This window comes from Hamadaea sp., from assembly GCF_013362815.1.
Classification (GTDB): Bacteria; Actinomycetota; Actinomycetes; order Mycobacteriales; family Micromonosporaceae; genus Hamadaea.
The window spans coordinates 34,477-60,421 of the sequence record NZ_JABFVK010000076.1 but is presented as its reverse complement, the minus strand read 5'-3'; the positions used below and the strand labels follow the sequence as shown (position 1 = coordinate 60,421).

General features: G+C 70.2%; 19 protein-coding genes. 4 read left to right on the top strand and 15 right to left on the bottom strand.

Features of this window, described 5'->3' with window-relative positions:
- Nucleotides 1-38: 38 nt before the first annotated feature.
- The 14 genes from HOV77_RS29230 to HOV77_RS29165 form a co-directional block, all read right to left on the bottom strand.
- Nucleotides 39-1,241, bottom strand: a complete 1,203-nt coding sequence (locus HOV77_RS29230) for an ABC transporter substrate-binding protein (protein WP_290867795.1) — start codon at nt 1,239-1,241, stop codon at nt 39-41.
- 118 nt (nt 1,242-1,359) lie between these two features.
- On the bottom strand, nt 1,360-3,717 hold the full coding sequence (locus HOV77_RS29225) for a transposase (RefSeq protein ID WP_290867792.1): 2,358 nt from the start codon (nt 3,715-3,717) through the stop codon (nt 1,360-1,362).
- A 58-nt stretch (nt 3,718-3,775) separates the two neighbouring features.
- Entirely contained in the window at nt 3,776-4,687 is a 912-nt protein-coding gene (locus tag HOV77_RS29220; protein ID WP_290867789.1) for a DNA primase, read from the bottom strand.
- 146 nt (nt 4,688-4,833) lie between these two features.
- The gene (locus tag HOV77_RS29215) at nt 4,834-6,534 is read right to left on the bottom strand and encodes an aminotransferase class V-fold PLP-dependent enzyme (protein WP_290867787.1); all 1,701 of its coding nucleotides are present in this window, start codon (nt 6,532-6,534) and stop codon (nt 4,834-4,836) included.
- Between the two features lie 61 nt (nt 6,535-6,595).
- The gene (cydC, locus tag HOV77_RS29210) at nt 6,596-8,266 is read right to left on the bottom strand and encodes a thiol reductant ABC exporter subunit CydC (RefSeq protein ID WP_290867785.1); all 1,671 of its coding nucleotides are present in this window, start codon (nt 8,264-8,266) and stop codon (nt 6,596-6,598) included.
- A 20-nt stretch (nt 8,267-8,286) separates the two neighbouring features.
- A complete protein-coding gene (cydD, locus tag HOV77_RS29205; RefSeq protein ID WP_290867782.1) occupies nt 8,287-9,963 on the bottom strand; it encodes a thiol reductant ABC exporter subunit CydD in 1,677 nt (558 codons plus the stop codon).
- Nucleotides 9,964-9,986: 23 nt separating this feature from the next.
- Complete coding sequence (locus HOV77_RS29200; RefSeq protein ID WP_290867779.1) at nt 9,987-10,667, bottom strand: cytochrome d ubiquinol oxidase subunit II; 681 nt, start codon at nt 10,665-10,667, stop codon at nt 9,987-9,989.
- Between the two features lie 10 nt (nt 10,668-10,677).
- Entirely contained in the window at nt 10,678-11,901 is a 1,224-nt protein-coding gene (locus HOV77_RS29195) for a cytochrome ubiquinol oxidase subunit I (RefSeq protein WP_290867776.1), read from the bottom strand.
- 86 nt (nt 11,902-11,987) lie between these two features.
- Entirely contained in the window at nt 11,988-12,899 is a 912-nt protein-coding gene (locus HOV77_RS29190; RefSeq protein WP_290867773.1) for an aldehyde dehydrogenase family protein, read from the bottom strand.
- Nucleotides 12,889-14,319, bottom strand: coding sequence for an aldehyde dehydrogenase family protein (locus HOV77_RS29185; RefSeq protein ID WP_290867770.1), 1,431 nt, complete (start codon nt 14,317-14,319; stop codon nt 12,889-12,891). Before HOV77_RS29185 ends, HOV77_RS29190 begins: the two co-directional genes overlap by 11 nt.
- A gap of 5 nt (nt 14,320-14,324) precedes the next feature.
- Entirely contained in the window at nt 14,325-15,272 is a 948-nt protein-coding gene (gene deoC / locus HOV77_RS29180) for a deoxyribose-phosphate aldolase (protein WP_290867767.1), read from the bottom strand.
- Between the two features lie 486 nt (nt 15,273-15,758).
- Nucleotides 15,759-16,391 (bottom strand): uracil phosphoribosyltransferase, encoded by a 633-nt coding sequence (gene upp, locus HOV77_RS29175; RefSeq protein WP_290867764.1) that lies wholly within the window; start codon nt 16,389-16,391, stop codon nt 15,759-15,761.
- Nucleotides 16,392-16,415: 24 nt separating this feature from the next.
- A complete protein-coding gene (locus tag HOV77_RS29170; protein WP_290867761.1) occupies nt 16,416-18,107 on the bottom strand; it encodes a phospho-sugar mutase in 1,692 nt (563 codons plus the stop codon).
- A 34-nt stretch (nt 18,108-18,141) separates the two neighbouring features.
- On the bottom strand, nt 18,142-19,908 hold the full coding sequence (locus tag HOV77_RS29165; RefSeq protein WP_290867758.1) for a serine/threonine-protein kinase: 1,767 nt from the start codon (nt 19,906-19,908) through the stop codon (nt 18,142-18,144).
- 370 nt (nt 19,909-20,278) lie between these two features.
- On the opposite strand from HOV77_RS29165, the gene HOV77_RS29160 reads away from it, so the two are divergent.
- The gene (locus HOV77_RS29160) at nt 20,279-21,853 is read left to right on the top strand and encodes an acyl-CoA mutase large subunit family protein (protein WP_290867755.1); all 1,575 of its coding nucleotides are present in this window, start codon (nt 20,279-20,281) and stop codon (nt 21,851-21,853) included.
- Nucleotides 21,854-22,248: 395 nt separating this feature from the next.
- The gene (locus tag HOV77_RS29155; RefSeq protein WP_290867752.1) at nt 22,249-23,508 is read left to right on the top strand and encodes an amidohydrolase; all 1,260 of its coding nucleotides are present in this window, start codon (nt 22,249-22,251) and stop codon (nt 23,506-23,508) included.
- Between the two features lie 35 nt (nt 23,509-23,543).
- On the opposite strand, the gene HOV77_RS29150 is transcribed toward HOV77_RS29155, so the two are convergent.
- The gene (locus tag HOV77_RS29150; RefSeq protein WP_290867750.1) at nt 23,544-24,488 is read right to left on the bottom strand and encodes a DUF4349 domain-containing protein; all 945 of its coding nucleotides are present in this window, start codon (nt 24,486-24,488) and stop codon (nt 23,544-23,546) included.
- A gap of 47 nt (nt 24,489-24,535) precedes the next feature.
- On the opposite strand from HOV77_RS29150, the gene HOV77_RS29145 reads away from it, so the two are divergent.
- Nucleotides 24,536-25,168 carry an MBL fold metallo-hydrolase gene (locus HOV77_RS29145; protein WP_290867747.1) on the top strand — a complete coding sequence of 211 codons (633 nt, stop codon included), beginning with the start codon at nt 24,536-24,538 and terminating at the stop codon, nt 25,166-25,168.
- 11 nt (nt 25,169-25,179) lie between these two features.
- The gene (locus HOV77_RS29140; RefSeq protein WP_290867744.1) at nt 25,180-25,944 is read left to right on the top strand and encodes a hypothetical protein; all 765 of its coding nucleotides are present in this window, start codon (nt 25,180-25,182) and stop codon (nt 25,942-25,944) included.
- The last annotated feature ends 1 nt before the right edge of the window (nt 25,945 follow it).

Here is a 25,945-nt window from a genome sequence, read left to right as displayed (position 1 = left end):
CTCGCGGGGGCCGCTCTTCGTTGTGCGGAGGTAGTAGGTCAGAGGCGCTGCCAGCCCTGACCCTTCGCCTGGAAGATCGCGAGTACCTCGGGGGCCATGCCGCCGTGGTCGATGGGGCTGAAACCGTACGCCCCGGCGACGCCGTCGTAAGGCGTGGACTCCAGCGCACCCCGCAACCGCCGCCCCTCCACGGTGGAGACCCGCCGTGCGGCGGCTGCCACGAGCGCCAGCGCGTCGGCGGCGTACGGCATGCATCCGCTGAACGCGCCGTATTCCTGGTTGTATCGGTTGACGAACAGCCGAGTCTCCCGGCCGCTCGCGGTGTTCACGATGAACGGGGCACCGGCCAGCACCGGCGAGTAGAGGACGAAGACGCCTTCCATCACGGAGGCGTTGTCGTCCTTGAGTGTGTCGTCGTCGATCGCCGTCGGCGGCAGGTAGATCGCCGGGTTCTCGTCGGTGTCCCTGAGCGCCTGCACGACGCGTACGGCGTTGGCGGGGGAGGTCCAGACGATGACGGCGTCCGGCTTCTTCTCCACCGCCCGGGCGGCCGCTCCGGCGAAGTCCTTGCCCGAGGCGGGAAGTTCGACGGTGTCCACCAGATCGCGGTTCGCCGCGGCCAGGGCCGCCTTCGTCGCGCGTACGCCGTCACCGGCCAGCGTGTCGTCGGTGGAGAGCACCACGACGTCCTTCTGGCCGGCCGCGCGGATGCGCCGGGCGAGGCGGGTCGCGACATCGGAGGCGTTGGGGGCGAGCTTATAGGTGAACTTCCGGGTGCTCAGCGGGATCGAGATCGCGTCGGCCCCGCAGAACGACAGGTAGGGGACGTGCTTCGCCTCGGCCACCTTGAGGGTCGCGAACGCGGCTTCCGGGCTGAGCCCGCCGATGATGGCGGCCACGCCCATCCCGGCGAACTCCTCGGCGATGTCGGTCGCCGTCGCGCCGTTGCCCTGGTTGTCCCGGGTGACGACCTCGAGCTTGCGATAGCTGTCACCGACGCGTACGCCGTCGACGTTGAGCTCGGCCAGGGCGATCGCGATGGCCCGCTCCTGCAGCCGGCCCGAGGCGGCCGAGCCACCCGAGAGCTCCAGCGTCGCACCCACCCGGATCGGATCCGAGTTCATCACCTTGTTCTCGGTCGCCGTCGCCGACGACCGGTCGAGCACGCCGCATCCGGTGAGCGCCGATCCCGCCGCCACCGCGGCTCCCAGCGAAAGGAATCCGCGCCGGGTGACACTCATGAACCGCCTCCGAACCTGATACTGCTGCTGGCGTATGCTCTCGCCCCGCCGCATGTAAGGTCAAGCCCGCGCCGTGTGGGTTACTTCACGACCGGGCCCGCCCGAAGAGGTTCGAATGCTACCTGCCGTATCCCGCGGTCCGGTAGCCGTAGTCGTCGCGATCGTCGCCGTCCCGGCTGAAGTCCCAGCCGCCGGCCGCTTCCCGGCCCGGACGGCCGCCGACGGCGTACCCGTTGACCTCCTGGCCCCGCCGCCAGCCCCGGAAGTAGCCCGAGGTGTGCTGAGCCAGGCGCTGCGGGTCGCGGACGATGCGCAGCGGGCGTTCGGGAGCCGCGATCGGCGAGCCCGGCACCAAGTTGGCCTGCGGTACGCGCTTCGGCAGCCCGGCGCGGGTCTGCTCGGCGATGTCGGGGTGCGAGGCGTGCTCGGCGGCCCGCCAGCCCAGGTCCATCTCGGAGTTCCAGGTCGGCTCGTCCTCGACCGCTTCGTCGGCCTGCCCGGTGAACCAGGCGGACCGGACGGTCGAGAAGATCAGCAGGTCGCCGTCGGCGTCGTCGGGCATCGGAGCGTTCGCGTCCAGCGGGTCGTGACCGCGGCGGGCCCGGCTCGGCAGCGGTTCGTCGAGCGCGGCGGCGTCGACCAGCCGTAGAGCCGGTGGTTCGGGCAGCTTGAGGTCGTCGGCCAGCCACGGCGGCGTGACCTTGTCGTAGCCGCCGGTGCCGAAGTCACGGACCGGCTCGGGCTCCGGGGCGTACGCCTCGGGCTCCTCCCGCTCACCGAGCAGCGGCCAGGTCGAACGGGCACCCGGCACCTCGCCGTTGGCGGCCGATCCGGGGCGGCTCAGCGGGAACACGATCTCCGCCGCGGCAGCGCCTGCGCCCTGCTCGTCCAGCGCGGTCAAGGTTTCGACCGGTGGAGCGGACAGTCTCTCGGCCCGCGCGTTGTTGATCGCGGCCTGGCTGAGCTTCGGGACGAACGGCGCGCCCGTGTCGGCCGGGGTCGCCCGGGTGGGCAGCGGCTCGGACTCGTGCGGCATGCGCTGTGATGGCACTGGACTCGGCATCGGCTGCCCGACCGGCTGGGGCGTCGCCAGCGGCTGGTTGGTCATCGGCTGCGGCGGCGCGGTGTGCGCGACCGCGACCGGCTGCGGAGCCGGTTGCGCAACTGGTTGGGCCGTCGGCTGTACCACCGGTTGGGCGACGGGCTGCGGCTGCGAAACAGGCTTTCGCTGGGTGGCCGGTGGTGGCTGAATCACTTGCTGAGCGGCAGTCGGCTGCACCATCGGTACGCCCACCGCCGGAGTCGGCTCGAAGCCGGGCGGCAGCGGCGCGGCCGGTGAGACCGGAGCGGCCGGCGAAACCGGAGTGGCCGAGACCGGAGCGGCCGAGACAGGTACGCCGGGCATGGGGCTCGCCGAGACGGGAGCGCTCGCCGTGACTGGAGCCGCGGGTGTCGGGCTCGCCGAGACCGGGGCCAGCGGCGCCCGATTGCGGCGCGCGGCCGGAACCCGGGTGGCCGGCTCCGGGGCCTCCCGGACGGCCCGCAACGGCGTGATCGGCGTCGTGACCCGGCGGCCCTTGGCCGGAGCCGGAGTCGCGACGCGGGCTGCGACCGACTCGATCAGGGCGGCGCAGGCGGCGTCGCAGGCCCGGACGGCGGCCACGGCCTGGCGTACGGTTTCGGCGATCGCGCTGGTCAGGTGCTTGGTGACGCCGCCACGACGCGGCGTCTCCGCGATCGCGACCCGCAACGCGGTCACCGCTTCGAGGGCGGTGGCGTGGTCGGTGACGCCGGACGCGGCCACCTGGGCGGCCACGGAGTCGACGGCGAGCGCGGTCTCGCGGTTACGGCCGGTGGCCGGGGCGGCCAGCAGCCCGGGTTCGGGGAGGAGGTCCAGAATGGTCAGCGCCACCGGCTCGGCCGGATCCGGGTACGCCCGAAGCGCCGCCGGATAGAGCTCGCGAAGAACCTCGCGGAGGGCTCCGGCCGCGCCGTGGCGGCCGTGCGTCAGCGCGGAATGGGCGGAGAGCACGGGCTTGAGCCCCGCCAGGTCCCGCGGCGCCGGACCGGCCTGGGCCGACAGCGCACCAGCCTGGAGTGCCCGAGCGAGACCGACGGCCCGGCGCTCGGCCGGCTCCGACTCGATCTCCTCCTGAGACTCGTCGTCGGCGAACCGCTCGGCGTAGTCGTCGGCCGCGTCGTCGTCGACGACCGACAACGGCCGGCCGGCCGTCGTCAGCAGCATCGTGACGAGGTGGTCGTCGCTGTCGGCGGCGACCGCCACGCCGGACGGCGCACTGGAGCGTTCCGCGAGCAGGCTGCTCAGCGTCGCATACCCGTTCGCGTCGTCACCGATCTCGCAGACCTCGAGCAACCGGCCTGAATCGTCGACGACGGCAGCGGTCAGCCAGCCTTCGTCGCCGGCCACACCTGTGTCGGCCGAAGCCAAACCGCAATACACCCGAACGAGCGCCACGGCGTTGTCCTCCTCCCGGGACTGTCGCGTGCCAAGGTTTGATGCTGCCTTGGAACTGTCAGTCGCGCCAGTCCACGATGCCGGAGATCTTGCCGATCACCGTACGCCAGCCGAGACTTGCCTGTTGTGCCCCGATTTTGCGGACCCGCCGCTTGGCCAGGAACCCGCCGACGCCACCCGAACTCGCCGACCGGAGCGCCTCGTCGAGGTCGTCCAGCGGTGAACCGGGGGACAGCATGCCCAGCACGTCGTTGAGGCGCAGGGAGTAGGCGAGGTCCCGGGAGACCTCGCCGGCACTGAGGATCAGAGCCGAGTCCCACGCGTCGTGCCCGCCGCGCAGGTTCTCCACGACGAGGTCGAGCTCGTAGGTGTCGTCCTCGGCCGGCTCGACCTGGTCGACGTCGAGCTCCTCGGTGAGCCGCTCCCACTCGGGCAGCTGCGTCATGTCGTTCGGAGCGCCGGACTTCACGAACTCGACGAGGCCTTCCGCGCTCTTGAAGAGCAGCAGTCTGCCCTTGTGCGTGAGGAACAGCGGGACCTCTTCGACGTCCTCCGCCTCCTCGTCCGCTTCTTCGTCGTCTTCCTCTTCGCTCTCGGAAGACTCGGCGGACTCGTCGTCGACGGGCTCGAGGTCGACGCTCGTGTCGGAGGCCTTGAGGGACTTGCCGCCCTTGCCGTCCTCGTCGTCGGACTCCGAGTCTTCATCGTCGGACTCGTCGGACTGACCGAGCGCCTGCCGGGTCAGCTCCTCCTCGTCGAAGTCGGGAAGCTCTTCCTCGTCGTCCTCGAGTACGGCGTCCGGCTTACGGGCGAAGGGATCGTCGTCCTCCGGCCGCTCGGAGACGTCGGTCGGGGCGAAAGCGGTCGACGACCGATAGGCCCGCAGCGTGAAACCGCTCCCCCGCGGCAGGGCGATCTCGACCGGGTCGATGGCCAATTCGCCCCAGAACTCGGTGGGTTCCTCCGCCACAGCGGCCTCCTGGACTGTCCCGTCGGTGACTCAACGCACAACCCTAGTCGTTGGGCGCACGGTCCGTGCGCCCGGATCGGCGAGAAGTCCACAAGGCGCGCCGGGGAGCGTTCGCGCGAGCCGCCAGGAGTGCAGTCCGCCAGGGGTCAGCGCGCCGTGACCAGGCATTCGTCGGGGAGCTCGAACCAGCGCAACTCCTCGAACCGGGGGGAGACCCCGGCGCCGGCGGTGCCCTGGGCGTACGCACGGTCGGCGTGCTTGTCGAAGACCTCGCGGGCGTACGCGAGATAGTCGGGCAGAGCGCTCTCGGGAGCGCGCTCGTGCTGGGTCGGATGCCGCAGTCGCCCGGTCGCGTCATAGCGCAGCCGGTCCAGCCGCAGCGGCGGTTCGACGATGCCGTCCGAGTGCCGCCACAACCCCGTACGCGCGTCGAACCGGTAGTCGGGGAGCAGCCGCCACCCGTACGCCGCCACGAGGTGCACCGCTTCGACGATGTATTGGTACACCGCCTCGGAGATGAAGTAGTTGAAGCTGACCCGGACCCAGCCCGGCTTGATCCCTTCGCACCCGGCGAGGATCTCCTGCTCGAACCGGTGCGACCGGTCGAGGTCGATGCCGAGCAGTCGATGACCGTATGGTCCGGCACAGGAGCAGCCGCCCCGGGACTGGATGCCGAACAGGTCGTTGAGAAGCGCCACCACGTAGTTGTGGTGCAGATACTTGCGGGTCGGCGCGCGTACGACAAAGGAGACGATCGAGAGGCGCTCGGCCTCGAGATTGCCGAGCACCTCTAGGTGCGGGTCGTGCCGCCAGGACGCGATGGCCCGGCGCAGGAAGTCCTCCTCCTGGGCCCGGATGACCCCGGCGCCGACCGCCTCCTTGAGCTGGAAGACCAGCCCGGCGCGGATGTCGCCGACGATGGCCGGGGTGCCGCCCTCCTCGCGGTGCGCCGGGTCGGACAGGTAGTGGTGCTCGACGGCGTTGACGTAGTCCACCGTGCCGCCGCCGGGAACCGTCGGTACGCGATTGCGCAGCAGCTCGCGCCGCACGACGAGGACGCCCGAACTGCCCGGTCCGCCGACGAACTTGTGCGGGGAGAGGAAGATCGCGTCCTTGAAGGCCTGGGGGTACTTGGTACATCGCCCGGACATCTCGATCTCGACATAGGGCGCGGCCGCCGCGAAGTCCCAGAACGACAGCGCGCCGTGCCGATGCAGCAGATCGGAGATGCCGTGGGTGTCGCTGACGATGCCGGTCACGTTGGACGCCGCCGAGAACGAACCGATCTTGAGGGGGCGGTCGGCGTACCGGACGAGCTCGCGCTCCAGCGCCTCGGCGTCGATGTGACCGTCGTGGTCCTCCGGGATAACCACGACGTCGGCGATCGACTCCCGCCACGCCAACTCGTTCGAGTGGTGCTCGAACGGCCCGATGAACACCACTGGCCGCTCGGCCGCCGGGATGCGGTCGCGCAGCTCGTAGCGGTCGTCCAGTTCGGCGGGCAGGCGGATGCCGAGGATGCCGACCATCTTGTCGATCGCTCCGGTCGACCCCGAGCCGGCGAAGATCACCACGGTGTTCTCGTCGCCGCCGACCGCGTCGTGGATGATCCGCCGCGCGTCCTCCCGCAGGCGGGTCGTCTGCCGTCCGGTGCCCGAGGACTCCGTATGCGTGTTCGCGTACCGGGGCAGGACCTCGTCCCGGACGAAGTCCTCGAGGAAGCTCAGCGCTCGGCCGGACGCGGTGTAGTCCGCGTACGTGACTCGGCGGGGGCCGTAGGGGCCCCACATGACCTGGTCGTCACCGATCACGGAGTCGCGGATCCGCGTCAGGAGCGGGCTGTCCATGCCTCAGTATGTGACCGGCGGATTACTGCGCGCATCGGTCACGCGGGTTGTCTATGGATGATCACGTGAGCCGGACGACCGTGTCGAAAGCGCTCGTCTCGGCCGTCCGGTGCGTGACCAGGACAACCGTCCGGTCGCCCGCGTACGCGAGCACTCGGCGCAGCACCTCGTCGGCGTGCACCGGATCGAGGCCTTCGGTCGGTTCGTCCAGCACCAGCACCGGCGGCGCGTGGAGCAGTGCTCGCGCCAGCGTCAGCCGTTGCCGCTGACCGCCCGACATCGCCGCGCCCTCCTCGCCGACCAGCGTGTCCCAGCCGTCCGGCTGCGCTTCGATCCAGTCGAGCAGCCCTGCGGCCTCGGCGGCGGCGGCGCGTTCCTCCATCGTGGACGGACGTCCCAGGGTCACGTTCTCCAGCACGCTCGCATGGAACACGGCGGCATCGGCGAAAAGCCCACCCACCAGCTCGTACGCCTCCTCCGGCAGCGGCTCGCCGGCGTACCGAACCACGCCGTCGCTGGGTTGGATCGCACCGGCGAGGAGACCGAGCACTGTGGACTTGCCGGCTCCGCTCGGGCCGACGAGGGCGGTCTTCGACCCCGGCGGCAGGCTGAGTGAGAAGTGTTCGAGCGCGGGTGCGCCACCTTCCCGGTAGCGGACCGTTACGGCGTCCAGCTCCATCGCCTGCGGCGTTGGCGGCGTCGGTGGCATCGGCCCTGGATCAGGGTTCTCGGTCGAATCTTGGACCAAGATTCGACCCTGATCCCTGATCCAGCGCGGATCTTGCGCGGCCGGAGCGGCGGACGCGCCCGGAGCGGCGGACGCGGCCGAAGCGCCGGACGGCACGGGGGAGAGGAGCGGCCGAAGGCGAGCGAGCGCCCCGGAGATCTCGGAGCGCTTCCGAGCGGCAGCGACCAGCGACAAGGCGATCTCGCCGGCGGCGAGAGTGCCGACGGCGAGCACGCCGATCCACACCCCGGGGACGTCGCGCGCGAGCGCAACGAGCACCACACCGGCAGCGGTAGCGGCGATCACGAGCGAACCGAGGAGGTCGACGCCGAGGGCCTGCCGCGCCAGGCGCTTCTCCACTGCGGCCAGCTCGGATGCGGTGGCTGCGGCGGATTGTTCGAAGGACGCGCGCGCCCCGAACGCGGCCAGGTCGGCCGCCCCGTGCACGAGGTCGATGGTGGCGACCGAGTACGCCGCCCGTAGCGGGGCCAAGGTCGCGCTGGCGGAGGCGGTCAACCGGGCAGCCAGGCCCGGGAGGAGCAGGCCGCAGATCAGGAGACCTACCGCGAGGACGAGTCCGGCGAGCGGGTCGACGGCGATCGCGGCGGCCACCGCCACCACACCGGCCAGCGTCGCCGCGAAGGCCGGGAGCGCTACGCGTACGACGAGGTCCTGCACGGCGTCCACATCGGAGACCATGCGCGACAGTGCGTCACCCCGGCGTGCGACTAGTTCAGGCCGGCTCGCGAGGTTCGCGAACACCCGCGCGCGTACCTCGGTCACGATGCGAAGCACGGCGTCGTGCCCGGCGAGGCGTTCGGCGTACCGGAAAGCTCCCCGAGAGATCGCCAGCGCCCGGACCGTGACGATGGCGACGGTGAGCGCGGTGATCGGCGGCTGGCCGGCCGCGGTCATGAGCAGCCACGTCGCGGTGGCCATGAGCCCCAGGCCGGACAGTTCCGTGACGGTCGCGAGTAGCCCTGCGCCGCCCAGACGCCACAGCATCGGCCGAAATAGATCCCACCTCATGCCGTCACCGCCGCGCGTTCGGTCAGGCGTCCGTCCTCGACGTGGATGATCCGCGTGGCCAGCCGCAGCATCGCGGGCCGATGCGCCACGAACACCGCGGTCCGGCCCGCGACCAGGCGTTCGGTCGCGTCGATCACCGCCTGCTCGCTCTTCGCGTCCAGGCGCGAGGTCGGCTCGTCCAACAAGATCAATTCACTATGAGTACGCAGAAAGGCGCGGGCCAGGGCAAGTCGCTGACGTTCCCCGCTGGACAGGCCGTGACCGCGCTCGCCGAGGGGCGTGTCGAGTCCGGCCGGCAGGCTGGCGACGACCTCGTCGAGATGGGCGGCTTTCGCGGCGGCCTCGATCTCGACCTGAGTCGCGTCGGGTGCACCGAGAGCGATGTTCTCGGCGAGGGTGGCCGCGAAGAGGTGGGCCTTCTGCGGTACCCAGGCGAGTTTGCGTCGCCACACTTCGAGGTCTTCCGCCGACCGGAGCACGGCTCCCGACGTCGGCGTGACGAAGCCGAGCAGCAGCCCGACGAGGGTGGTCTTGCCGCCGCCGCTCGGGCCGACGAGCGCGATCCGATCGCCGCGCCGGATGTCGAGGCTGACGTCGTTAAGCGCCGGTCCCCGCTCGTACTCGACCGTCACGCGGTCGAGCCGCGCCACTGTCTTTTCCTGCAGATCACGGTTACGCAGGCCATCTGAGGCCTCGGAAGCCTGCGTATCCGTGATCTGGTGCTGATCTTGAGCCGAGCCGATCAGGGTGAACGCCTGGTCGAGCGCGGTCAGCCCTTCCATGCTGGCGTGGAACCGGCTGCCCGCCGCCCGGAGCGGGGCGTACGCCTCGGGGGTGAGCAGCAGCACGAGCAGCGCGGTGGAAAGAGTGAGGCCGCCGCTGAGCAGCCGGAGCCCGACCGGCACCGCGACGAGGGCGACCGAGATGGTGCCGACGAGTTCCAGCACGAGCGCCGAGAGGAAGGCGATCCGCAACGTCTGCATCGTGGCGATCCGATGCTGGTCGGCCATTTTGCGTACTGCGGTGACTTGAGCCTGCGCGCGGCCGAAGGCGCGCAGCGTGGGCAGGCCCGCCACCATGTCCAGGAAATGGCCGCCGAGCAGCTGCAGTCGCCGCCACTGCTTCTCCGTGGCGGACTGGGTCTGCCACCCGATGAGGATGCCGAAGATCGGCAGCAGCGGCAGTGTTACGAGGACGATGATCGCGCTCGTCAGATCGCTGAACGCCAGGGTGATCAGCACCGCCGCCGGGACGGTGACGCCGAGGATCAACTGCGGCAGGTAGCCGGTGAAGTAGCCGTCGAGCGCGTCGAGCCCCCGACCGGTGAGGGTCGCCAGCTCGCCCGCGCGTTGCCCGGTGAGCCAGGCCGGGCCCCGGTCGCCGACCGCCTGGAGCAGATCGTGGCGGAGCTGCGCCTTGACCGTGGCCGACATGCGGGCCGCGGCCAGCCCGCTCGCCGCGGCGAGCAGTGCGCGTAGACCGAGCGCGACGACGAAGCCGGCCAGGGCGGCCGTGTCCAACCGGCCGTCCGCGGCCGCCGCGAGCGTCCGCGCCAAGGCGTACGCCGAACCGACCGCGGCCACTGCCACGCCGACGCCGGACGCCGCGAGCAGCGCCGCGTCACCCCGGGCCGCCGGAGCCGCCCGGAGCAGCCGAGGATCGAAAGGCCGCATGCTGGCAGTGAAGCAGATCCGGCTCAGCTCACCACGGGAGCCTGGCGGGGGTGTCGCGTACGGAACATCCACCAGGTCGCCGCCTGAGCCAGCAGCACGAGCGGGAGCAGGGCGTACGCGGTCGGCCGGACCAGATCCAGGGTCGCCGAGTCGGCCGGCTGCCAATCCACGACACTGCCCGCCGCGACGGTCAGCGCCAGGATCGCGGCGCTCGTCACACCGAGCACGATCCAGTGCCGGTTCAGGAAGGCCCAACCGTGCAGCCCGCCCAGCGCCAGCAGACCGAGCGAGCACGCGCCGGTCAGCAGGCTGACGTGGAAGGAGCCGCCCTGCCAGATCCCGCCCAGCGCCGCGCCCCAGCCGATCAGGGCCAGCGCCCCACCGATGCGAGCCACCCCGTCCAGTACGCCGACCCCGCCGGGCTTGCGCCGGAACAGCCGCATCCCGTACGCCGAGAGCACCATCACGACGCCGAGCAGAGCCACCCCGACCGGTACGCGTTGCTGCGACAACAGTTCGCCCTCCATCAACGGGAACGCCCCGAAGAGGAGGCCGACTGCGCCCACCAGCCACACCTCGTTGCCGAGGAAGAGTGGGGCGACCCGGTCGAGGTCGGCGCGCCCTCGCGAGACCAGGGCGACGCCGTAGTCGAGTCCACCCAGGACGAAGTAGCCGCCGAAAAGCAGCGCGAGCAGAACAGTCATCACGGGTTCCTTAGGCCAGCGGGTTCAGGGCGTCGGGGGCGGGTTCCACCGGGCCGCGATGGGCGGCGCGGGCGATCAGCACCCAGTCGGTGATCGCCAGCGCGACGAGGATCGCCGTGAAGACCACGTACGCCGTCAGCATCCCACCGGGTGAGCCGCCCGGAGTGATCGCGTCCTCCAAGCGGAGCAGTCCGTAGGCCGCGAACGGCTGCCGTCCGCCCTCCCGGAACAGCCAGCCGAGGATGGCGGCCAGGAACGGCAGCGGGATCGCCAGGAGCAGCAGGTAAAGCGGGAACCGCCAGCGGATGATCCAGTCCCGGAAGAACAGTGGGATGAAGAACATCACCAAGGGCAACAGGTTGCCGATCAGGATCATGAAGCCGAGGCCGACACTTGCGTACACCGGCAGCGAATAATCGCCGGCACCGAAGCGCGCGGTGAAGTCCGTGACCGCCGCGGCTTTCGCCGCGTCGTCGCCGAACTTCGTCGGCTGGAGGTCGGAGACGAAGCCGAACTGGGCGTAGCCGAAGCCCACCACGAAGAATCCGCCGATGGCCGCCGTCACCACGCCGAGCCGCAACGACTTGCGGAAGAACTCCACTTCCGGCGTACGCCGGGTGAAGTGCCACGCGCTGATGCCGGCCATCACGAAGCCGCCGACGGCGATCCCGGCGGACACGACGTGGGGGAGCGCCATGACGAAGGAGCCGTTGGTGAGGAGCGCGCCGACATCGGTGAGCCGGATGACGCCGTCGGCGCCCTTGGCGTAGCCGACCGGGTGCTGGAGGAACGAGTTGGCCGCCATGATCCAGAAGACACTCGCGTACGCGGTCAGCGCCACCAGCCAGATCAGCGCGGTATGCACCCAGCGGTTCAGCCGGCCCCAGCCGAAGATCCAGAGTCCGAGGAAGGTCGACTCCAGGAAGAACGCGACGATCGTCTCCATCGCGAGCGGAGCGCCGAAGACGTTGCCGAGATAGTGCGACAACCCGCTCCAGTTCGTGCCGAACTGCAACTCCAGGACCACCCCGGTGGCGATGCCGAGGAAGTAGTTGATCACGTAGAGGCGACCCCAGAATCGGGTATGCCGCTCGTAGATCGGCTTCTTCGTGATCGCCCAGGTCGTCTGCAACACGACCAGCAGCGTCACCAGTCCCAGCGTCAGCAGGACGAACAGGAAATGGATGATGGTGGTGGTCGCGAACTGCAACCGCGCGATCTCCAGGACACTCACGGGATCAAGCTACTTACCAGCCTTCTCCCACGGATCGGGAATCCCCCCGACGAGTCCCCCAAATCACATCCCCTAGGTGGAGACGGCTAGTAGGCCGTGCCCTTCGCGCCCTCGAAGCTCTTCGGGTGCCAGACCGTCTTGGTCTCCAGGAACGGCGTCATCCGGCTCAAGCCGGGGTCGGCGGTCCAGTCCACCGCAGCCGGGCGTACCAGGCGCTTGAGCGTGTCGGCCGCCGCGATCTCCAGATCCGTCGCGAGCTGGGCGTCTTCGATCCCGGCCAGGTCCAGGCCGTTCACGTCGGAGTGCGAGGCCAGCCAGGGCGCGATCTCGGCCGGCGAGCCGGTCAGGATGTTCACCACGCCGCCCGGCAGGTCCGATGTGGCCAGTACCTCGGCCAGCGTGATCGCCGGCGTCGGCCGCGGCTCGCTCGCGATCACCACCACTGTGTTGCCGGTGACGATTGCGGGTGCCACCACGCTGACCAGCCCCAACAGCGCGGGCTCACGCGGGGCCACCAGCGCGACGACGCCCGTCGGCTCGGGCGCGGAGATGTTGAAGAACGGCCCGGCCACCGGGTTCGCCCCGCCCACGACCTGCGCGACCTTGTCGCTCCAGCCCGCGTACCAAACCCATCGATCGATCGCCGCGTCGACCTCGAGCGTGGCCGCGGTCGCGCTCACCCCGAAAGCCCGCAGTTCCGCGACGAACTGCTCGCGGCGACCCTCGAGCATTTCGGCCACGCGATACAAGATCTGACCCCGGTTGTACGCCGTCGCGCCGGACCACTTGGCGACAGCGCCCCGAGCCGCCAGTACGGCGTCGCGTGCGTCCTTGCGGGAGGCTTGGGAGGCGTTGGCCACGAACTGACCCTTCGCATCGGTGACGACGTAGCTGCGGCCGGACTCGCTGCGCGGGAACGCGCCCCCGATGAAGAGCTTGTAGGTCTTCCGGACCGCGAGCCGAGCGCTGTCCTTGGTAGCGCTGTCCTTAGTGGGCAAGGTACGCCTCCAGGCCGTGGCGGCCGCCTTCGCGACCGTAACCGGACTCCTTGTAACCGCCGAACGGCGACGTCGGGTCGAACTTGTTGAAGGTGTTGGCCCAGACCACCCCGGCGCGCAGCTGGTCGGCGACGGCGAGGATGCGGGAGCCCTTCTCGGTCCAGATCCCGGCGGACAGTCCGTACGGCGTGTTGTTGGCCTTCTCGATGGCCTCGGCCGGGGTTCGGAAGGTCAGCACCGACAGGACCGGGCCGAAGATCTCCTCGCGGGCGATCCGATGAGCCTGCGACACGCCGGTGAAGATCGTCGGCGCGAACCAGAATCCGCGCGCGGGCAGCTCACACGGCGGCGACCAGACCTCGGCGCCCTCCTGCGAACCGGCCGCCGTCAGCTCCTTGATCCGGGCCAGCTGCTCGGCCGAGTTGATCGCGCCGATGTCGGTGTTCTTGTCGAGCGGGTCGCCGAGCCGCAAGGTCGCCATCCGGCGCTTGAGCGACTCCAGCACCTCGTCGGCCACCGACTCCTGGACGAGCAGCCGCGACCCGGCGCAGCAGACGTGCCCCTGGTTGAAGAAGATCCCGTTGACGATGCCCTCGACCGCCTGGTCGATCGCCGCGTCCTCGAAGACGATGTTGGCCGCCTTGCCGCCCAGTTCCAGGGTGACCTTCTTCTTCGTCCCGGCCACCGCCTTGGCGATGATCCGGCCGACCTCGGTCGACCCGGTGAACGCGACCTTGTCGACGTCCGGGTGGTTGACCAGCGCCGCCCCGGTCGCACCCGCGCCCGTGACGATGTTGACCACGCCCGGCGGCAGGTCGGCCTGCTGGCAGATCTCGGCGAACAGCAACGCCGTCAGCGGAGTCGTCTCAGCCGGCTTGAGCACCACGGTGTTCCCGGCAGCGAGCGCGGGCGCGATCTTCCACGCGAGCATGAGCAGCGGGAAGTTCCACGGGATGATCTGCCCGGCGACGCCGTGCGGCTTCGGGTTCGGGCCGTAGCCGGCATGGTCGAGCTTGTCCGCCCAGCCCGCGTAGTAGAAGAAGTGCGCGGCCACCAGCGGCAGGTCGACGTCCCGGGACTCGCGGATCGGCTTGCCGTTGTCCAGCGACTCCAGCACGGCCAGCTCGCGGCTGCGCTCCTGGATCAGCCGGGCGATCCGGAACAGGTACTTGGCCCGCTCCGCCCCCGACATCGGCCCCCAGACCTTCTCGTACGCCCGCCGCGCCGCCGCGACCGCTCGGTCGACGTCGGCCTCGGTCGCGTTCGCGACCTCGGCGAGCACCTCCTCCGACGCGGGGGAGATCGACTTGAACGTCTCCGTGCCCTCGACGAACTCACCGTCGATGAACAGCCCGTACGAGGGCTTCAGGTTGACGATCGCACGCGACTCGGGCGCGGGCGCGTACTCGAAAACAGCCATGACGCTCAGTCCAGAGTGACGTAGTCGGGACCGGAGTAATGCCCGGTCTTCATCTTGTTGCGCTGCAGCAGCAGGTCGTTGAGCAGCGACGAGGCGCCGAACCGGAACCAGTGCGGGTCCAGCCAGCCGTCGCCGGCCGTCTCGTTGACGAGCACGAGGTACTTGATCGCGTCCTTCGACGTCCGGATGCCTCCGGCGGGCTTCACGCCGACCTTCCGGCCGGTCGTCGCCAGGAAGTCCCGAACGGCCTCCAGCATGATCAGGGTCACCGGCGGTGTGGCGGCCGGCGAGATCTTGCCCGTCGACGTCTTGATGAAGTCCGCCCCGGCGAGCATGGACAGCCACGACGCCCGGCGTACGTTGTCGTAGGTCACCAGCTCGCCGGTCTCCATGATCACCTTGAGCCGGGCGTCGCCGCAGGCCTCCTTGACCGCCACGATCTCCTCGAACACCTCGAGGTAGCGGCCGGCCAGGAAAGAACCCCGGTTGATCACCATGTCGATCTCGTCCGCGCCGGCGGCCACCGCGTCGCGTACGTCGTCGATCTTGACCCTCAGCGACGCCTGCCCCGCCGGGAACGCCGTGGCCACGCTGGCGATCTTGACCGTGGACCCCGCCACGATCTCCCGCACGTCGGCGACCATCGACGGGTAGACGCAGACGGCGGCCGCGGCCGGGCAACTCGGGTCGAGCGGATCCGGCCGCAGCGCCTTGGTCGCCAGCGCCCGGACCTTGCCCGGAGTGTCCGCGCCCTCCAGCGTCGTCAGGTCGACCATGCTGATCGCGAGGTCGATCGCGAACACCTTCGACGACGTCTTGATCGAACGGGTGCCGAGCGCGGCGGCGCGGGCGTCGGCTCCCACCTTGTCCACGCCGGGCAGCCCGTGCAGGAACGCCCGCAAGGTCGCGTTCGACCCGGTCACCTGGTCGGTGGCGGGTGCGGTGACTGTCATGCCCGAAAGCCTATCTCCGCCCGCCTCGGCTCCGCCGCCGCTCACCCTCAGCTGCTTTCCGCGCGATCTGCCCCCGTCCTGTCCGCGCGATCTGCCCCCGTCCTTTCCGCGCGATCTCCCCCCTCCTTTCCGCGCGATCTGCCCCCGTCCTGTCCGCGCGATCAGCCCCGGTCCTTTCCGCGCGATCATGAACTTGTCGCCATGATCGACCGGCGTGTCGTGTCCCCGCCGGCATGATCACTCCCCCGAGTGCCTGATCGACTTCGGCTAGACGAGGTGGATGTCGATCATGGTGATGCGGAGTTGATCAGGGAGCTTGGAACACGACACGTCGGCCGATCATGGCCGATAGTTCATGATCGGCGGGGAAGGGTGCGGTGGGGAAGGGTGCGGCGGGGAAGGGTGCGGTGGGGAAGGGTGCGGTGGGGAAGGGTGCGGCGGGGAAGGGTGCGGGCGGAGAGGGCGAGCGGAAAGGGCGGGGTGGGGTTAGAAGCGGGGCATGCCGCCGAATTGGCGGTCCCCGGCGTCGCCCAGACCCGGGACGATGAACATCTGCTCGTTGAGCCGCTCGTCGACGCTGGCGGTGACCAGGCGGATCGGCAGCCCCGAGCGCTCCAGCCGGGCGATGCCCTCGGGCGCGCAGATGACGCTCAGCACGGTGATGTCGGTGCAGCCCCGGTCGACCAGCAGCCGGCAGCAGTGCTCCAGCGAGCCGCCGGTGGCCAGCATCGGGTCGAGGACCAGCACCGGCAGGCCGCGTAGGTCGGCCGGAAGCGACTCCATGTACGCCCGCGGTTCGTAGGTGTGCTCGTCGCGGGCGAGCCCGACGAAGCCCATCGACGACTCCGGGAGCAGGTTCAGTACGGCGTCGGCCATGCCGAGCCCGGCGCGCAGCACCGGCACGATGAGCGGCGGGCTGGCGAGCTTGGTGCCCTGGGCGGTCGCGACCGGAGTCTGCACCGGGTACTTCTGCGCCGCGAAGGAGCGGGCGGCCTCGTACGCGAGCATCGTGCTGAGCTCGTGCAGGGCGGCCCGGAAGGTCGCGGAGTCGGTGCGGGCGTCCCGCATGGCGGTCAGCCGGGACTGGGCGAGCGGATGATCAACTACGAGTACGTCCACGGCTTCACAACCTACCGTTCACTGTCATGGTGCGACCGACCAGATGCCCAGAGCCGCGGCGGTTTCGGTGCGCAGGGCGGTCAGGGCGGCGCTCGCGCGTTCCCGGGCCGCGGCCAGGTCGCCTTCCGCGACCGGTTCTCGCACCTCCAGGTACGCCTTGAGCTTCGGCTCCGTTCCGGAGGGCCGCACCACCACCCGGCATTCGGAAGTACGCAGGATCACGACGTCGGCCTCGGGGAGCAGGTCCTCGGCGGAGCTGACCGGTTCGTCCAGCAACGTCGTCGGGGTCTTCGATCGCAGCCGCGCCATGGCGTCGGAGATCTCGGTGAGGTCGTCGACGCGTACGGAGAGCTGATCGGTGGCGTAGACGCCGTGCTGTCCGGCGATCTCGTCGAGCCGGTCGGCGAGCGTACGCAGTTCGGCCTTCAATCCGGCGGCCAACTCGGCCACCACCAGGGCGGCCGTGATCCCGTCCTTGTCGCGTACGCCGTCGGGGTCCACGCAGTAGCCCAGGGCTTCCTCGTAGCCGAAGCACAGATCGGCGGCGGATCGGGAGATCCACTTGAACCCGGTCAGGGTCTCGGCGTAGCCGAGCCCGCGTTCCGCCGTCAGCGTCTTGAGCAGCGACGACGAGACGATCGTGGTGGCGTACGTGCCACGGCGGCCCCGTCGCATGAGGTGATCGGCGAGCAGTACGCCGACCTCGTCACCGCGCAGCATCCGCCAGCCGCCGGGGGCGGTAGGAGCGGGGATCGCGACGGCGCACCGGTCGGCGTCGGGGTCGCTGGCGATCGCGATGTCGGCGTTCACCTGCTTGGCCAGCGCGATCACCCGGTCCATCGCGCCGGGCTCCTCCGGGTTCGGGAAGCTGACCGTCGGGAAGGTGCCGTCCGGGGTCCACTGCGCGTCCACATGGTGCGGCTCGGCGAAGCCGGCCCGGACGAACGCGTCGGCCGCCACCTGCCCGCCGACTCCGTGCATCGGGGTGTACGCCACGACGAGGTCACGGGGCCCGTCCGGGTCGACGACGGCGGCCGCCCGATCCAGGTACGCCGTGACGATGGACTCGTCGAGCAGTTCCCCGGTGTCGCCGAGGGGCACGTCGGCGAGCTTCGTCACGGCGGCGATCCGCTCGGAGATCTCCCCGTCGACGGGCGGGACGATCTGCGCTCCGGCGCCCAGGTCGCCGCCGAGGCGAGCGCCCAGATAGACCTTGTAGCCGTTGTCCTGCGGCGGGTTGTGCGACGCGGTCACCATGACTCCGGCGCACCCGCCGAGATGGCGTACGGCGAAGGCGAGCAGCGGCGTCGGCAGGTTCCGCGGCATCACCAGGGCGCGCAGTCCCGCGCCGGTGGCCACCCGCGCGGTCTCCTCCGCGAACTGCTTCGAGCCCCGCCGAGCGTCGTAGCCGATGACGAGCGGCTCCTCCGCCGTCGTGTCGTTGGTCCGCAACCAACTGACCAAGCCCGCCGCCGCCTGGCGTACGACTGCGAGATTCATGCCGTTGGGACCGGCCCGCAGGGGGCCGCGGAGACCAGCCGTCCCGAAGGTCAACGGCCCGGCGAACCGGTCGGCGAGCTCGGCGGTGTCACCGGCCTCGAGCAGCGCGGACAGTTCGTCGCGGTCGGCCGGTTCCGGATCGTCGGCGATCCAGGCGCGGACGGTGGCCGCCAGCGACTCGGGCAGCGAGGAGTCTGGCGCGGTGTGGTCGGTCATGGGCGATTTTTAGCACAGCGCCGGTGGTGGTGTCCTAGATGAGCGCGAAACTCTGCGCGATCTCCTCGAAGACCGTCTTCGCCTCGTCCCAGTCGCTGGCCTCGGTCGAGGTCTGGATGCGGTAGGTCTTGCCGCCCGAAGTGATCACCGTGTACGTGCCGTGGCGCTGGTCCATGCCCTTCGGCGTGCACAGGTACTCCAGCTGGCTGCCTTCCTGCGCGGCGAGCGTCGTCGGCGTGATGCCGACCTGCTCGTAGGTCTCGCAGGTGCTCGTCTTCTGCAGATCGGTGACCTTCGAGTTGACCGCGCTCTCGACGTTCTTCCCGCTGTAGACCTGGACGCGCACGTAGCGGTTGGACACCTTCGGATCGCGATACTCGATGCCGTTGGCGACGCCGCTGCCCTTCTTCCAGCCGATGGGGAAGGTGATCTTGTAGCCCTTGCCGGTGTAGACCACCGGCTGGGCCTGCGGGCTCGCCGGCGCGCTGGCGCTCGGCTGTGGCCCCGGCGAGGTGCCGTTCGCCTCGGGCGTGCCCGAGCCGCCGAACAGATTGCTCGCGATGACGATCGCGCCGATCAGGACCACGGCGGCGACCCCGGCGGCCAGCCCGATCCGAGCGCCCTTGGGCAGCCCGCGGACCTTGTCGGCGACCGAGCCGGCAGAGCGCTGAACGGGCGGCATCGCGCCGGTCGGCAACTGCGGCATCGCACCGGTGGCCTGCATCGTCCCGCCCATCGGCGGACCCGGCGGCAGGTTGCCGCCCCCGGGGAACTGCGGCATGTCACCGGTGGCCAGCAGCGCCCGGCCGCCGACCTGCTTGGGCGGCTTGGTCGCGACGGGCGGGCTGGTCGGCGCGACCGCGGTCGGGTCGGTCCACTGGCCCTGCGGCGTCGGCATGACCGACCACGGGTCGGTGTAGCTGGGCGTGCTGGGCTGCTGGGCCAGGTCGTTGGCGAGCAGCTCACGAAGGGTCACCCGGGCCCGCGCGACGTCCCAGCGGCGGCCCGGGTCCTTGATCAGCAGCCCGCCGAGGACCTCCGTGAGCGGCCCGGCCAGCTGCATCGGCGCGGGCGGCTCCTCGACGACTGCGTGCATGGTGGCCAGCGGATCGCCCTTGTCGAACGGCGGACGCCCCTCGACCGCGGTGAACAGCGTGACGCCGAGCGAGAACAGGTCGCTGGGCGGCCCGAAGGCGTGCCCCATGGCCCGCTCCGGCGAGATGAAGTGCGGCGAGCCCAGCACCATCCCCGGCGTCGTGAGCTGCACGTCGCTGGGCATCCGGGCAACGCCGAAGTCGGTGAGCACGCAGCGGCCGTCCTGGCAGATCAGCACATTGGCGGGCTTCACATCGCGATGCAGCACGCCGGCCGCGTGAGCCACCTCGAGCGCGCCGAGCAGGGCCACGCCGATCTTGGCCACCGTACGCGGAGCCAGCGGACCGCCCTCGATGACCATGTCGGCCAGGCTGCGAGCGTCGAGCAGTTCCATCACGATCCACGGCCGGCCGCCCTCGGTGACGACGTCGTAGACCTGGACGACGCTCGGGTGCGCCAGCGCGGCGGCGGCGCGCGCCTCCCGCATCGTCCGCTCGTACATCGCGTCCCGGTCGGTCGCCGCCATCCCGGGCGGGCAGACGACCTCCTTCACGGCGACATCCCGCCGCAGCAGGGTGTCGGAGGCACGCCAGACCGTGCCCATGCCGCCGGTGCCGATCGAGGTACGCAGGGAGTAGCGCCCGCCGATCACGGTGCCCGGCGCCGCTCGTCCGTCGCCGGGGGAGCTGTTCCAGGTGGTGGGCATGGGGGTAGTCACTTTGCCGCCGTCTCGTGGGGAACTGTGTGCAGTGGCCGGTCGGACGGGCCTGGGTACCCGGGGTGGGGATCGGCCAACCGCCCCATTCTGCGTGAGAAATGTGGCAAATGAAAGCCGAGCCGAGTGACCACTCTCCGTCACCGGCCGCCCGCTCGGCCGCGCTCCGCCGTGCTCGGCCCGCTTTCGCGCTGGATCAGGGTTCGCGGTCGAATCTTGACCCAAGATTTCGGCCCGGAACCCTGATCCAGCGCCCGAAGGAGTTCCCGGAACCCTGATCCAGCGCCCGAAAGGAGTTGTAGAACAGCCTGTGGGAAAGACCTCATCCGCCGTCCGGGCGGCGCATCCTACGATCAGCGGTATGACTGAACGTCGGCTAAGCGAGTCCGGCTTCCCGCTCAAGCCCGTCTACGGGTCCTCTGACGTGCCGGAACGCGTAGAGGAGCAGCCGGGCGAGTATCCGTTCACCCGGGGCGTCTATCCGACGATGTACACGACGCGACCGTGGACGATGCGGCAGTACGCCGGGTTCGGCACCGCGGCGGAGTCCAACGCCCGCTATCACCAGCTGCTTGCGGCGGGGACGATGGGCCTCTCGGTCGCCTTCGACCTGCCTACGCAGATGGGCTACGACTCCGACGAGCCGATCGCGCACGGCGAGGTCGGCAAGGTGGGCGTCGCGATCGACTCGGTCGAGGACATGGGCGTGCTGTTCGACGGCATACCGCTCGACAAGGTGTCGACGAGTATGACGATCAATGCCCCCGGCAGCGTTCTCCTGTTGCTCTACCAGCTGGTGGCGGAGAAGTCGGGCGTACCGGGCAAGGCGCTCAACGGGACGATCCAGAACGACATCCTGAAGGAGTACATCGCCCGAGGTACCTACATCTTCCCGCCGAAGCCGTCGCTGCGGCTGGTGGCGGACACGTTCGCGTACTGCCGGGCCGAGGTCCCGAAGTGGAACACGATCTCGATCAGCGGCTACCACATGGCCGAGGCGGGCGCGACGCCCGTGCAGGAGATCGCGTTCACGCTGGCCAACGGCATCGAGTACGTGCGGGCGGCGATCGCGGCCGGGCTCGCCGTCGACGACTTCGCGCCCCGGTTGTCGTTCTTCTTCGTCGCGCGTACGACCCTGCTGGAGGAGGTCGCCAAGTTCCGGGCGGCCCGCCGGATCTGGGCCCGGATCATGCGCGAGGAGTTCGGCGCGAAGGACCCGAAGTCCTGGATGCTGCGGTTCCACACGCAGACCGCGGGCGTGCAGCTCACCGCGCAGCAGCCCGAGGTCAACCTCGTCCGGGTCGCGGTGCAGGGTTTGGGCGCGGTCCTCGGTGGTACGCAGTCCCTGCACACGAATTCGTACGACGAGGCGATCGCGCTGCCCACGGCGAAGGCGGCTCGCCTGGCCCTGCGTACGCAGCAGATCCTGGCCTATGAAACGGATCTGACCGCCACGGTCGACCCGTTCGCCGGTTCCTACGTCGTCGAGGCGCTCACCGACGAGATCGAGCAGGCCGCCGACGAGTTGATCCAGCGCGTCTTCGAGTACGGCTCCTCCGTGGACGCCATCGAGGCCGGCTTCCAGAAGCGGGAGATCGAGGCTTCGGCGTACCGGGTGGCTCAGGAGATCGACTCCGGCGAGCGCACCGTCGTCGGCGTGAACCGGTTCACGCTGGACGAAGAGGAGCCCTATGAGCCGCTCCGAGTCGATCCGACGATCGAGCAGGCGCAGGCCGACCGGCTCGCCGCAGTGCGCCGGGATCGGGACAACAGCACGGTTTCCAGCGCGCTCGCTCAGCTGAAGAAGGCCGCCGAGGGCACCGAGAACATCCTCTATCCGATGAAAGAGGCGCTGGCTGCCCGGGCGACCGTCGGCGAGGTCTGTCACGCTCTCCGCGACGTGTGGGGGACATACCGCCCGGCCGATCGGTTCTGATCGAGGCGTCCGGTCGGACGATTCGTCGTCGGCGGTCGCTCGGACGGCTTCCCTGAACCTCCACTCAGTCGACTACTCGCACCAGGTGTGCGACGCGCGTACCGGGGAAAGAGTGATCGTGCCTGGGGAACCCGACGGAATACCCACGTCAGGTGACATTGCGGGGGAACCGCGTAACCGGTCGACCGGGTGTGCGTCACATCCACAGCCGTCACGCGTTGTGAGAGGTGTAAGGGTCTATGCCGACGACGAAAACTGCCACGGAGTCTCTCTACCTGGGAGGACGTGACACTCAGCGACGCAACCGCTACCGCAATGACGTTGCGCAGAGTTACGGGTCTGGGGCTAGGCTTGTCGAGGTTTGTCCCACTGTCAATCGAGATCGAGATCTTGCCGTGACGAGTGCGCTAACGCTGCCGGAGAGCAGCACGCTTACGTCGACTTGGCCCGAGACTTTGCCTGGGGCCGATCCGCTACCCGGTCAACTCGACCGCTGGCTTGCCGCCCGAGGCGCGGAGCTCGTCGCCGTACGCCGTCACATTCACGCGCACCCGGAACTGTCCGGTCACGAGTTCGAGACCGCAGCCCTGGTCGCCCGGGAGCTGGCCGTCGCCGGCCTGCAGCCCAAGTTCCTGCCGCGCGGCAATGGGCTCCTGTGCGACATCGGCACCGGTGACCGGGTCATCGCGTTGCGGGCCGATCTCGATGCGTTGCCGCTGCCGGACACCAAGGACGTGCCCTACCGCAGCCAAGTTCCGGGCGCCGCGCACGCCTGCGGCCACGACGTCCACACCACGGTTCTGCTGGGTGTCGGCCTCGCGCTGGCCCAGCTCGACCAGCGCGGTGAGCTGCCCGGTCGGGTGCGGCTGGTGTTCCAGCCGTCCGAGGAGAAGTTCCCCTCGGGCGCGCCGGAGATGATCTCAGCCGGGGCGTTGAAGGACGTCGCGGCGATCTACGCGCTGCACTGCGCGCCGCAGCTGCCGGCCGGTCTGATCGGAGTCCGCTCGGGCCCGTTCACCGCCGCCGCCGACACCGTCGAGGTGCGGCTGACCGGCAAGGGCGGGCACACGGCCCGGCCGCACCTCACCGCCGATCTGGTGCACGCGCTCGCCCGGGTGATCGTCGACGCGCCGGCTCTGTTGGACCGCCGGGTAGACCCGCGCGCCGGGGTCTCGATGGTCTTCGGCGCGGTGCACGCCGGCGAGGCGGCCAACGCCATCCCGATCGAGGGACAGGCCAAGGCGACCGTCCGCATTCTCAACAAGGAAGCCTGGCAGGCCGCGCCCGACCTGATCACCAACCTGATCAAGGACGTGGTCTCGGCCACCGGCGCGGGCGTCGACGTCCGGTACACCCGCGGCGTGCCACCGGTCATCAACGACCGCATGGCCACCGCCGTCATCGCGGCCGCCGCCGGCGCTGCGCTCGGCGCCGACCGGGTGGTCGAGGCCGAGATCAGCATGGGGGGTGAGGACTTCGCCTTCTACCTCGAACAGGTGCCGGGCGCGATGATCCGCCTCGGCACCAGCACCCCGGGCAGCGACGTCAAGCTGGACATCCACCAGTCCGGCTTCGACGTGGACGAACGGTGCATCGGCTACGGCGTCCGCACCATGGTCCACACGGCGCTCGCGGCTCTGTCCAGCTTCTTCTAGGCAGGGGGCGGGTCAGCCCCCTGCCTAAGCGTTGATCATGAACCCAAGGTTCCGTCTGTCGGCGTGTCGACGTCCTTGACTCCTTGATCAACGGCGACCGGTCGGGCGGTCCGGCGACGCCGGAGCAGCCACCAGAGCGGCACCAGGACGACGGCCGCGACGATCAGGAACGGCAGCAGGAAGCCGAGGACGGCCGACGCCACCTTCAGGATGACGACGAAGGTGTTCCAGCCGGCCTTCAGCCCGCCGAAGAACGACGGATCCTCGGTCTTGGGCTCCACGTAGGGCGTATCCGGGCCGACCAGCGTCACCGTGATGGTGGACAGCTTCACGAGGTCGTCGAGGCGGCGTTGCTTGGCCAGCAAGGCGTCCAGCTCGGCCTGCCGGCGAGACAGCTCCTGCTCGAGCTGCACGATCTCCGTGAGCTTCGTGGCCTGCGCGAACATCCGGCGTACGCTGTCCACACTGGCCTGTTGCGCCTTGATCCGGGCTTCCAAGTCCACGACTGTCGCCGTCACGTCCTCGGCGTTCACCGAGCGGTCCAGTTCCTTGCCGAGCTTGGCGGCGTCGGCCAGGACCGAGTCGAACTTGTCGGCCGGCACCCGGATCGTGATCGAGGACTGCGCCCGGGAACCCCCGCTGGTGCTCTTCTCCGAGCCCACGAAACCGCCGACACCGGTGGCGGCCGACCGGACCCGTTGCGCGGCCAGCTCGACGTCGTCGACGCGTACGGTGATCTGCCCGTTGTAGACGATCGCCCGGCCCACCTCGGGAACCTGCCCGCTGCCCTGCCCGCTTGTGGTGCTCTGATCGGCCCCGTTGGCGGTTTTCGCCCCGAGGTCCCCAACGCCCTCCGGGTTGACCGCCGGAGCGGCTCCACCACTGTCGGACGAGTTCTTATCGCTGGCGCCACAACCTGCGACGAACACCAGCGCCAGGCCCGCCAACGCGAGCGCTACGGTCTTTCGGCGTACCAACATGGGCCTATGACGCGCGCCTGGAGCCGCCGGTTCCTAAGCTGATCGGCGTGAGAGTGACCAAGTTCGAGCATTCCTGTGTCCGGATCGAGCGCGACGGCGCGGTCCTGGTGATCGACCCCGGGCCGTGGGCGGATCCGGCGGCGCTGGACGGCGTCGACGCGATCCTGATCACCCACGAGCACTTCGACCACCTGGACGTCGGCAAGCTGGCCGACGCGCTGGCGAAGCGCCCGTCGGTCGCGGTGTACGCCCACGAAGCCGTCATCGCCAAGCTCGCCGAGCTGGAAGGCGTCACCCATACGGTGTCCTCGGGCGACGCCTTCTCCGCCGCCGGCTTCGGGGTGAAGGCCTACGGCGGGCTGCACGCGTTGCTGCATCCGGAGGTGACGCCGGTGCCCAACCTCGGCTTCCTCGTCGAGGACTCCGTGTACCACCCGGGCGATTCGTTCGACGTGCCCGAGGGCGCGAACGTCGAGACGTTGTTCGTGCCGGTGAGCGGGCCGTGGCTGAAGGCGTCGGAGTCGGTCGACTTCATCCGGGCCATTTCGCCGCGGCAGGTGTACGCCCTCCACGATGGACTGCTCAACGAGTTCGGGCACATGGTGGTGGACGGCAGCCTCACCAAGCTCGCCCTCGCCCCCTATTCCCGCCTCGAGCCGGGCACGACGGTTACCGCGTAGTCTTCTCTGGCGTGACGCCGGAGCAGACCGCGGCCGCCAGCCGTCCAAGCATCGAGGCGTTGGGGAGCGCGTGGACGCGGTGCCCGCGTACCCTGCGGCATGCCCGGGAACTGGGGCTGTCGGCCTGGGTGTTCACCGTCGCCGGCCGGGCGGGCGCGCTCGGCGACGTCGACTCCCACGTCGCGGCGGCGGCGATGGGCTTGATCCACCCCGATGCCGTACGCGACGCGTACGAGTCGGCCCGGGCGGTCATGCCGGTCCCCGCGATCGCCGCCGAGCGGATGGCGCAATGCTGCCGCTGGGGCCGGGACGAGTTGACCGGCCTCCCCGGGCTGCCGAGGTTCGTGGTGCTGACCGGCCGGGTCCTCCGGGATGCCGACGCGTCGGCCCTGCCCCTGTACGCGGCCTGGCGGCGGATGCCCGTCCCCGACGACGCCCCGGCCGAACTCGCCGGCGTATGCCTGTACCTGCTCACCGAACTGCGGGCCGGGGCCGCCCTGGTGGCACAGGCAGCCGCCGGACTGTCCCCGGTTCAGGCGCTGCTCTCCGGACCCGAAGGCGAAGCCGGAGCCGTGGCGTACGGGTGGCAGCCGCCCTTTCCGGCCGTCGGGCACCTGGCCCGGCGGCGCGCCTGGGCAAACGCGGTCGCCGACCGGATCGTGGCCGGTGCGCTGACCGCCCTCACGGGCCTGGAACGCGACGAATGGCTGGAACTGCTGGTCGGGCTGGCTCGGGTGGTCCAGCCCGCCCAGCTCGGCCTCTCCGCCCGCTTCTGAC

What these genes read in the sequence shown, in the direction of transcription:
- cydC (WP_290867785.1), bottom strand. Translation starts at nt 8,266, where the DNA reads ATGCTGTGGCGTCTGGGCGGCGCAGGGCTACTCGCGACCGTCACGGAA.
- HOV77_RS29185 (WP_290867770.1), bottom strand. Translation starts at nt 14,319, where the DNA reads ATGGCTGTTTTCGAGTACGCGCCCGCGCCCGAGTCGCGTGCGATCGTC.
- HOV77_RS29165 (WP_290867758.1), bottom strand. Translation starts at nt 19,908, where the DNA reads ATGCCCACCACCTGGAACAGCTCCCCCGGCGACGGACGAGCGGCGCCG.
- cydD (WP_290867782.1), bottom strand. Translation starts at nt 9,963, where the DNA reads ATGCGGCCTTTCGATCCTCGGCTGCTCCGGGCGGCTCCGGCGGCCCGG.
- HOV77_RS29170 (WP_290867761.1), bottom strand. Translation starts at nt 18,107, where the DNA reads ATGACCGACCACACCGCGCCAGACTCCTCGCTGCCCGAGTCGCTGGCG.
- HOV77_RS29215 (WP_290867787.1), bottom strand. Translation starts at nt 6,534, where the DNA reads ATGGACAGCCCGCTCCTGACGCGGATCCGCGACTCCGTGATCGGTGAC.
- HOV77_RS29160 (WP_290867755.1), top strand. Translation starts at nt 20,279, where the DNA reads ATGACTGAACGTCGGCTAAGCGAGTCCGGCTTCCCGCTCAAGCCCGTC.
- deoC (WP_290867767.1), bottom strand. Translation starts at nt 15,272, where the DNA reads ATGACAGTCACCGCACCCGCCACCGACCAGGTGACCGGGTCGAACGCG.
- HOV77_RS29200 (WP_290867779.1), bottom strand. Translation starts at nt 10,667, where the DNA reads ATGACTGTTCTGCTCGCGCTGCTTTTCGGCGGCTACTTCGTCCTGGGT.
- HOV77_RS29150 (WP_290867750.1), bottom strand. Translation starts at nt 24,488, where the DNA reads ATGTTGGTACGCCGAAAGACCGTAGCGCTCGCGTTGGCGGGCCTGGCG.
- HOV77_RS29230 (WP_290867795.1), bottom strand. Translation starts at nt 1,241, where the DNA reads ATGAGTGTCACCCGGCGCGGATTCCTTTCGCTGGGAGCCGCGGTGGCG.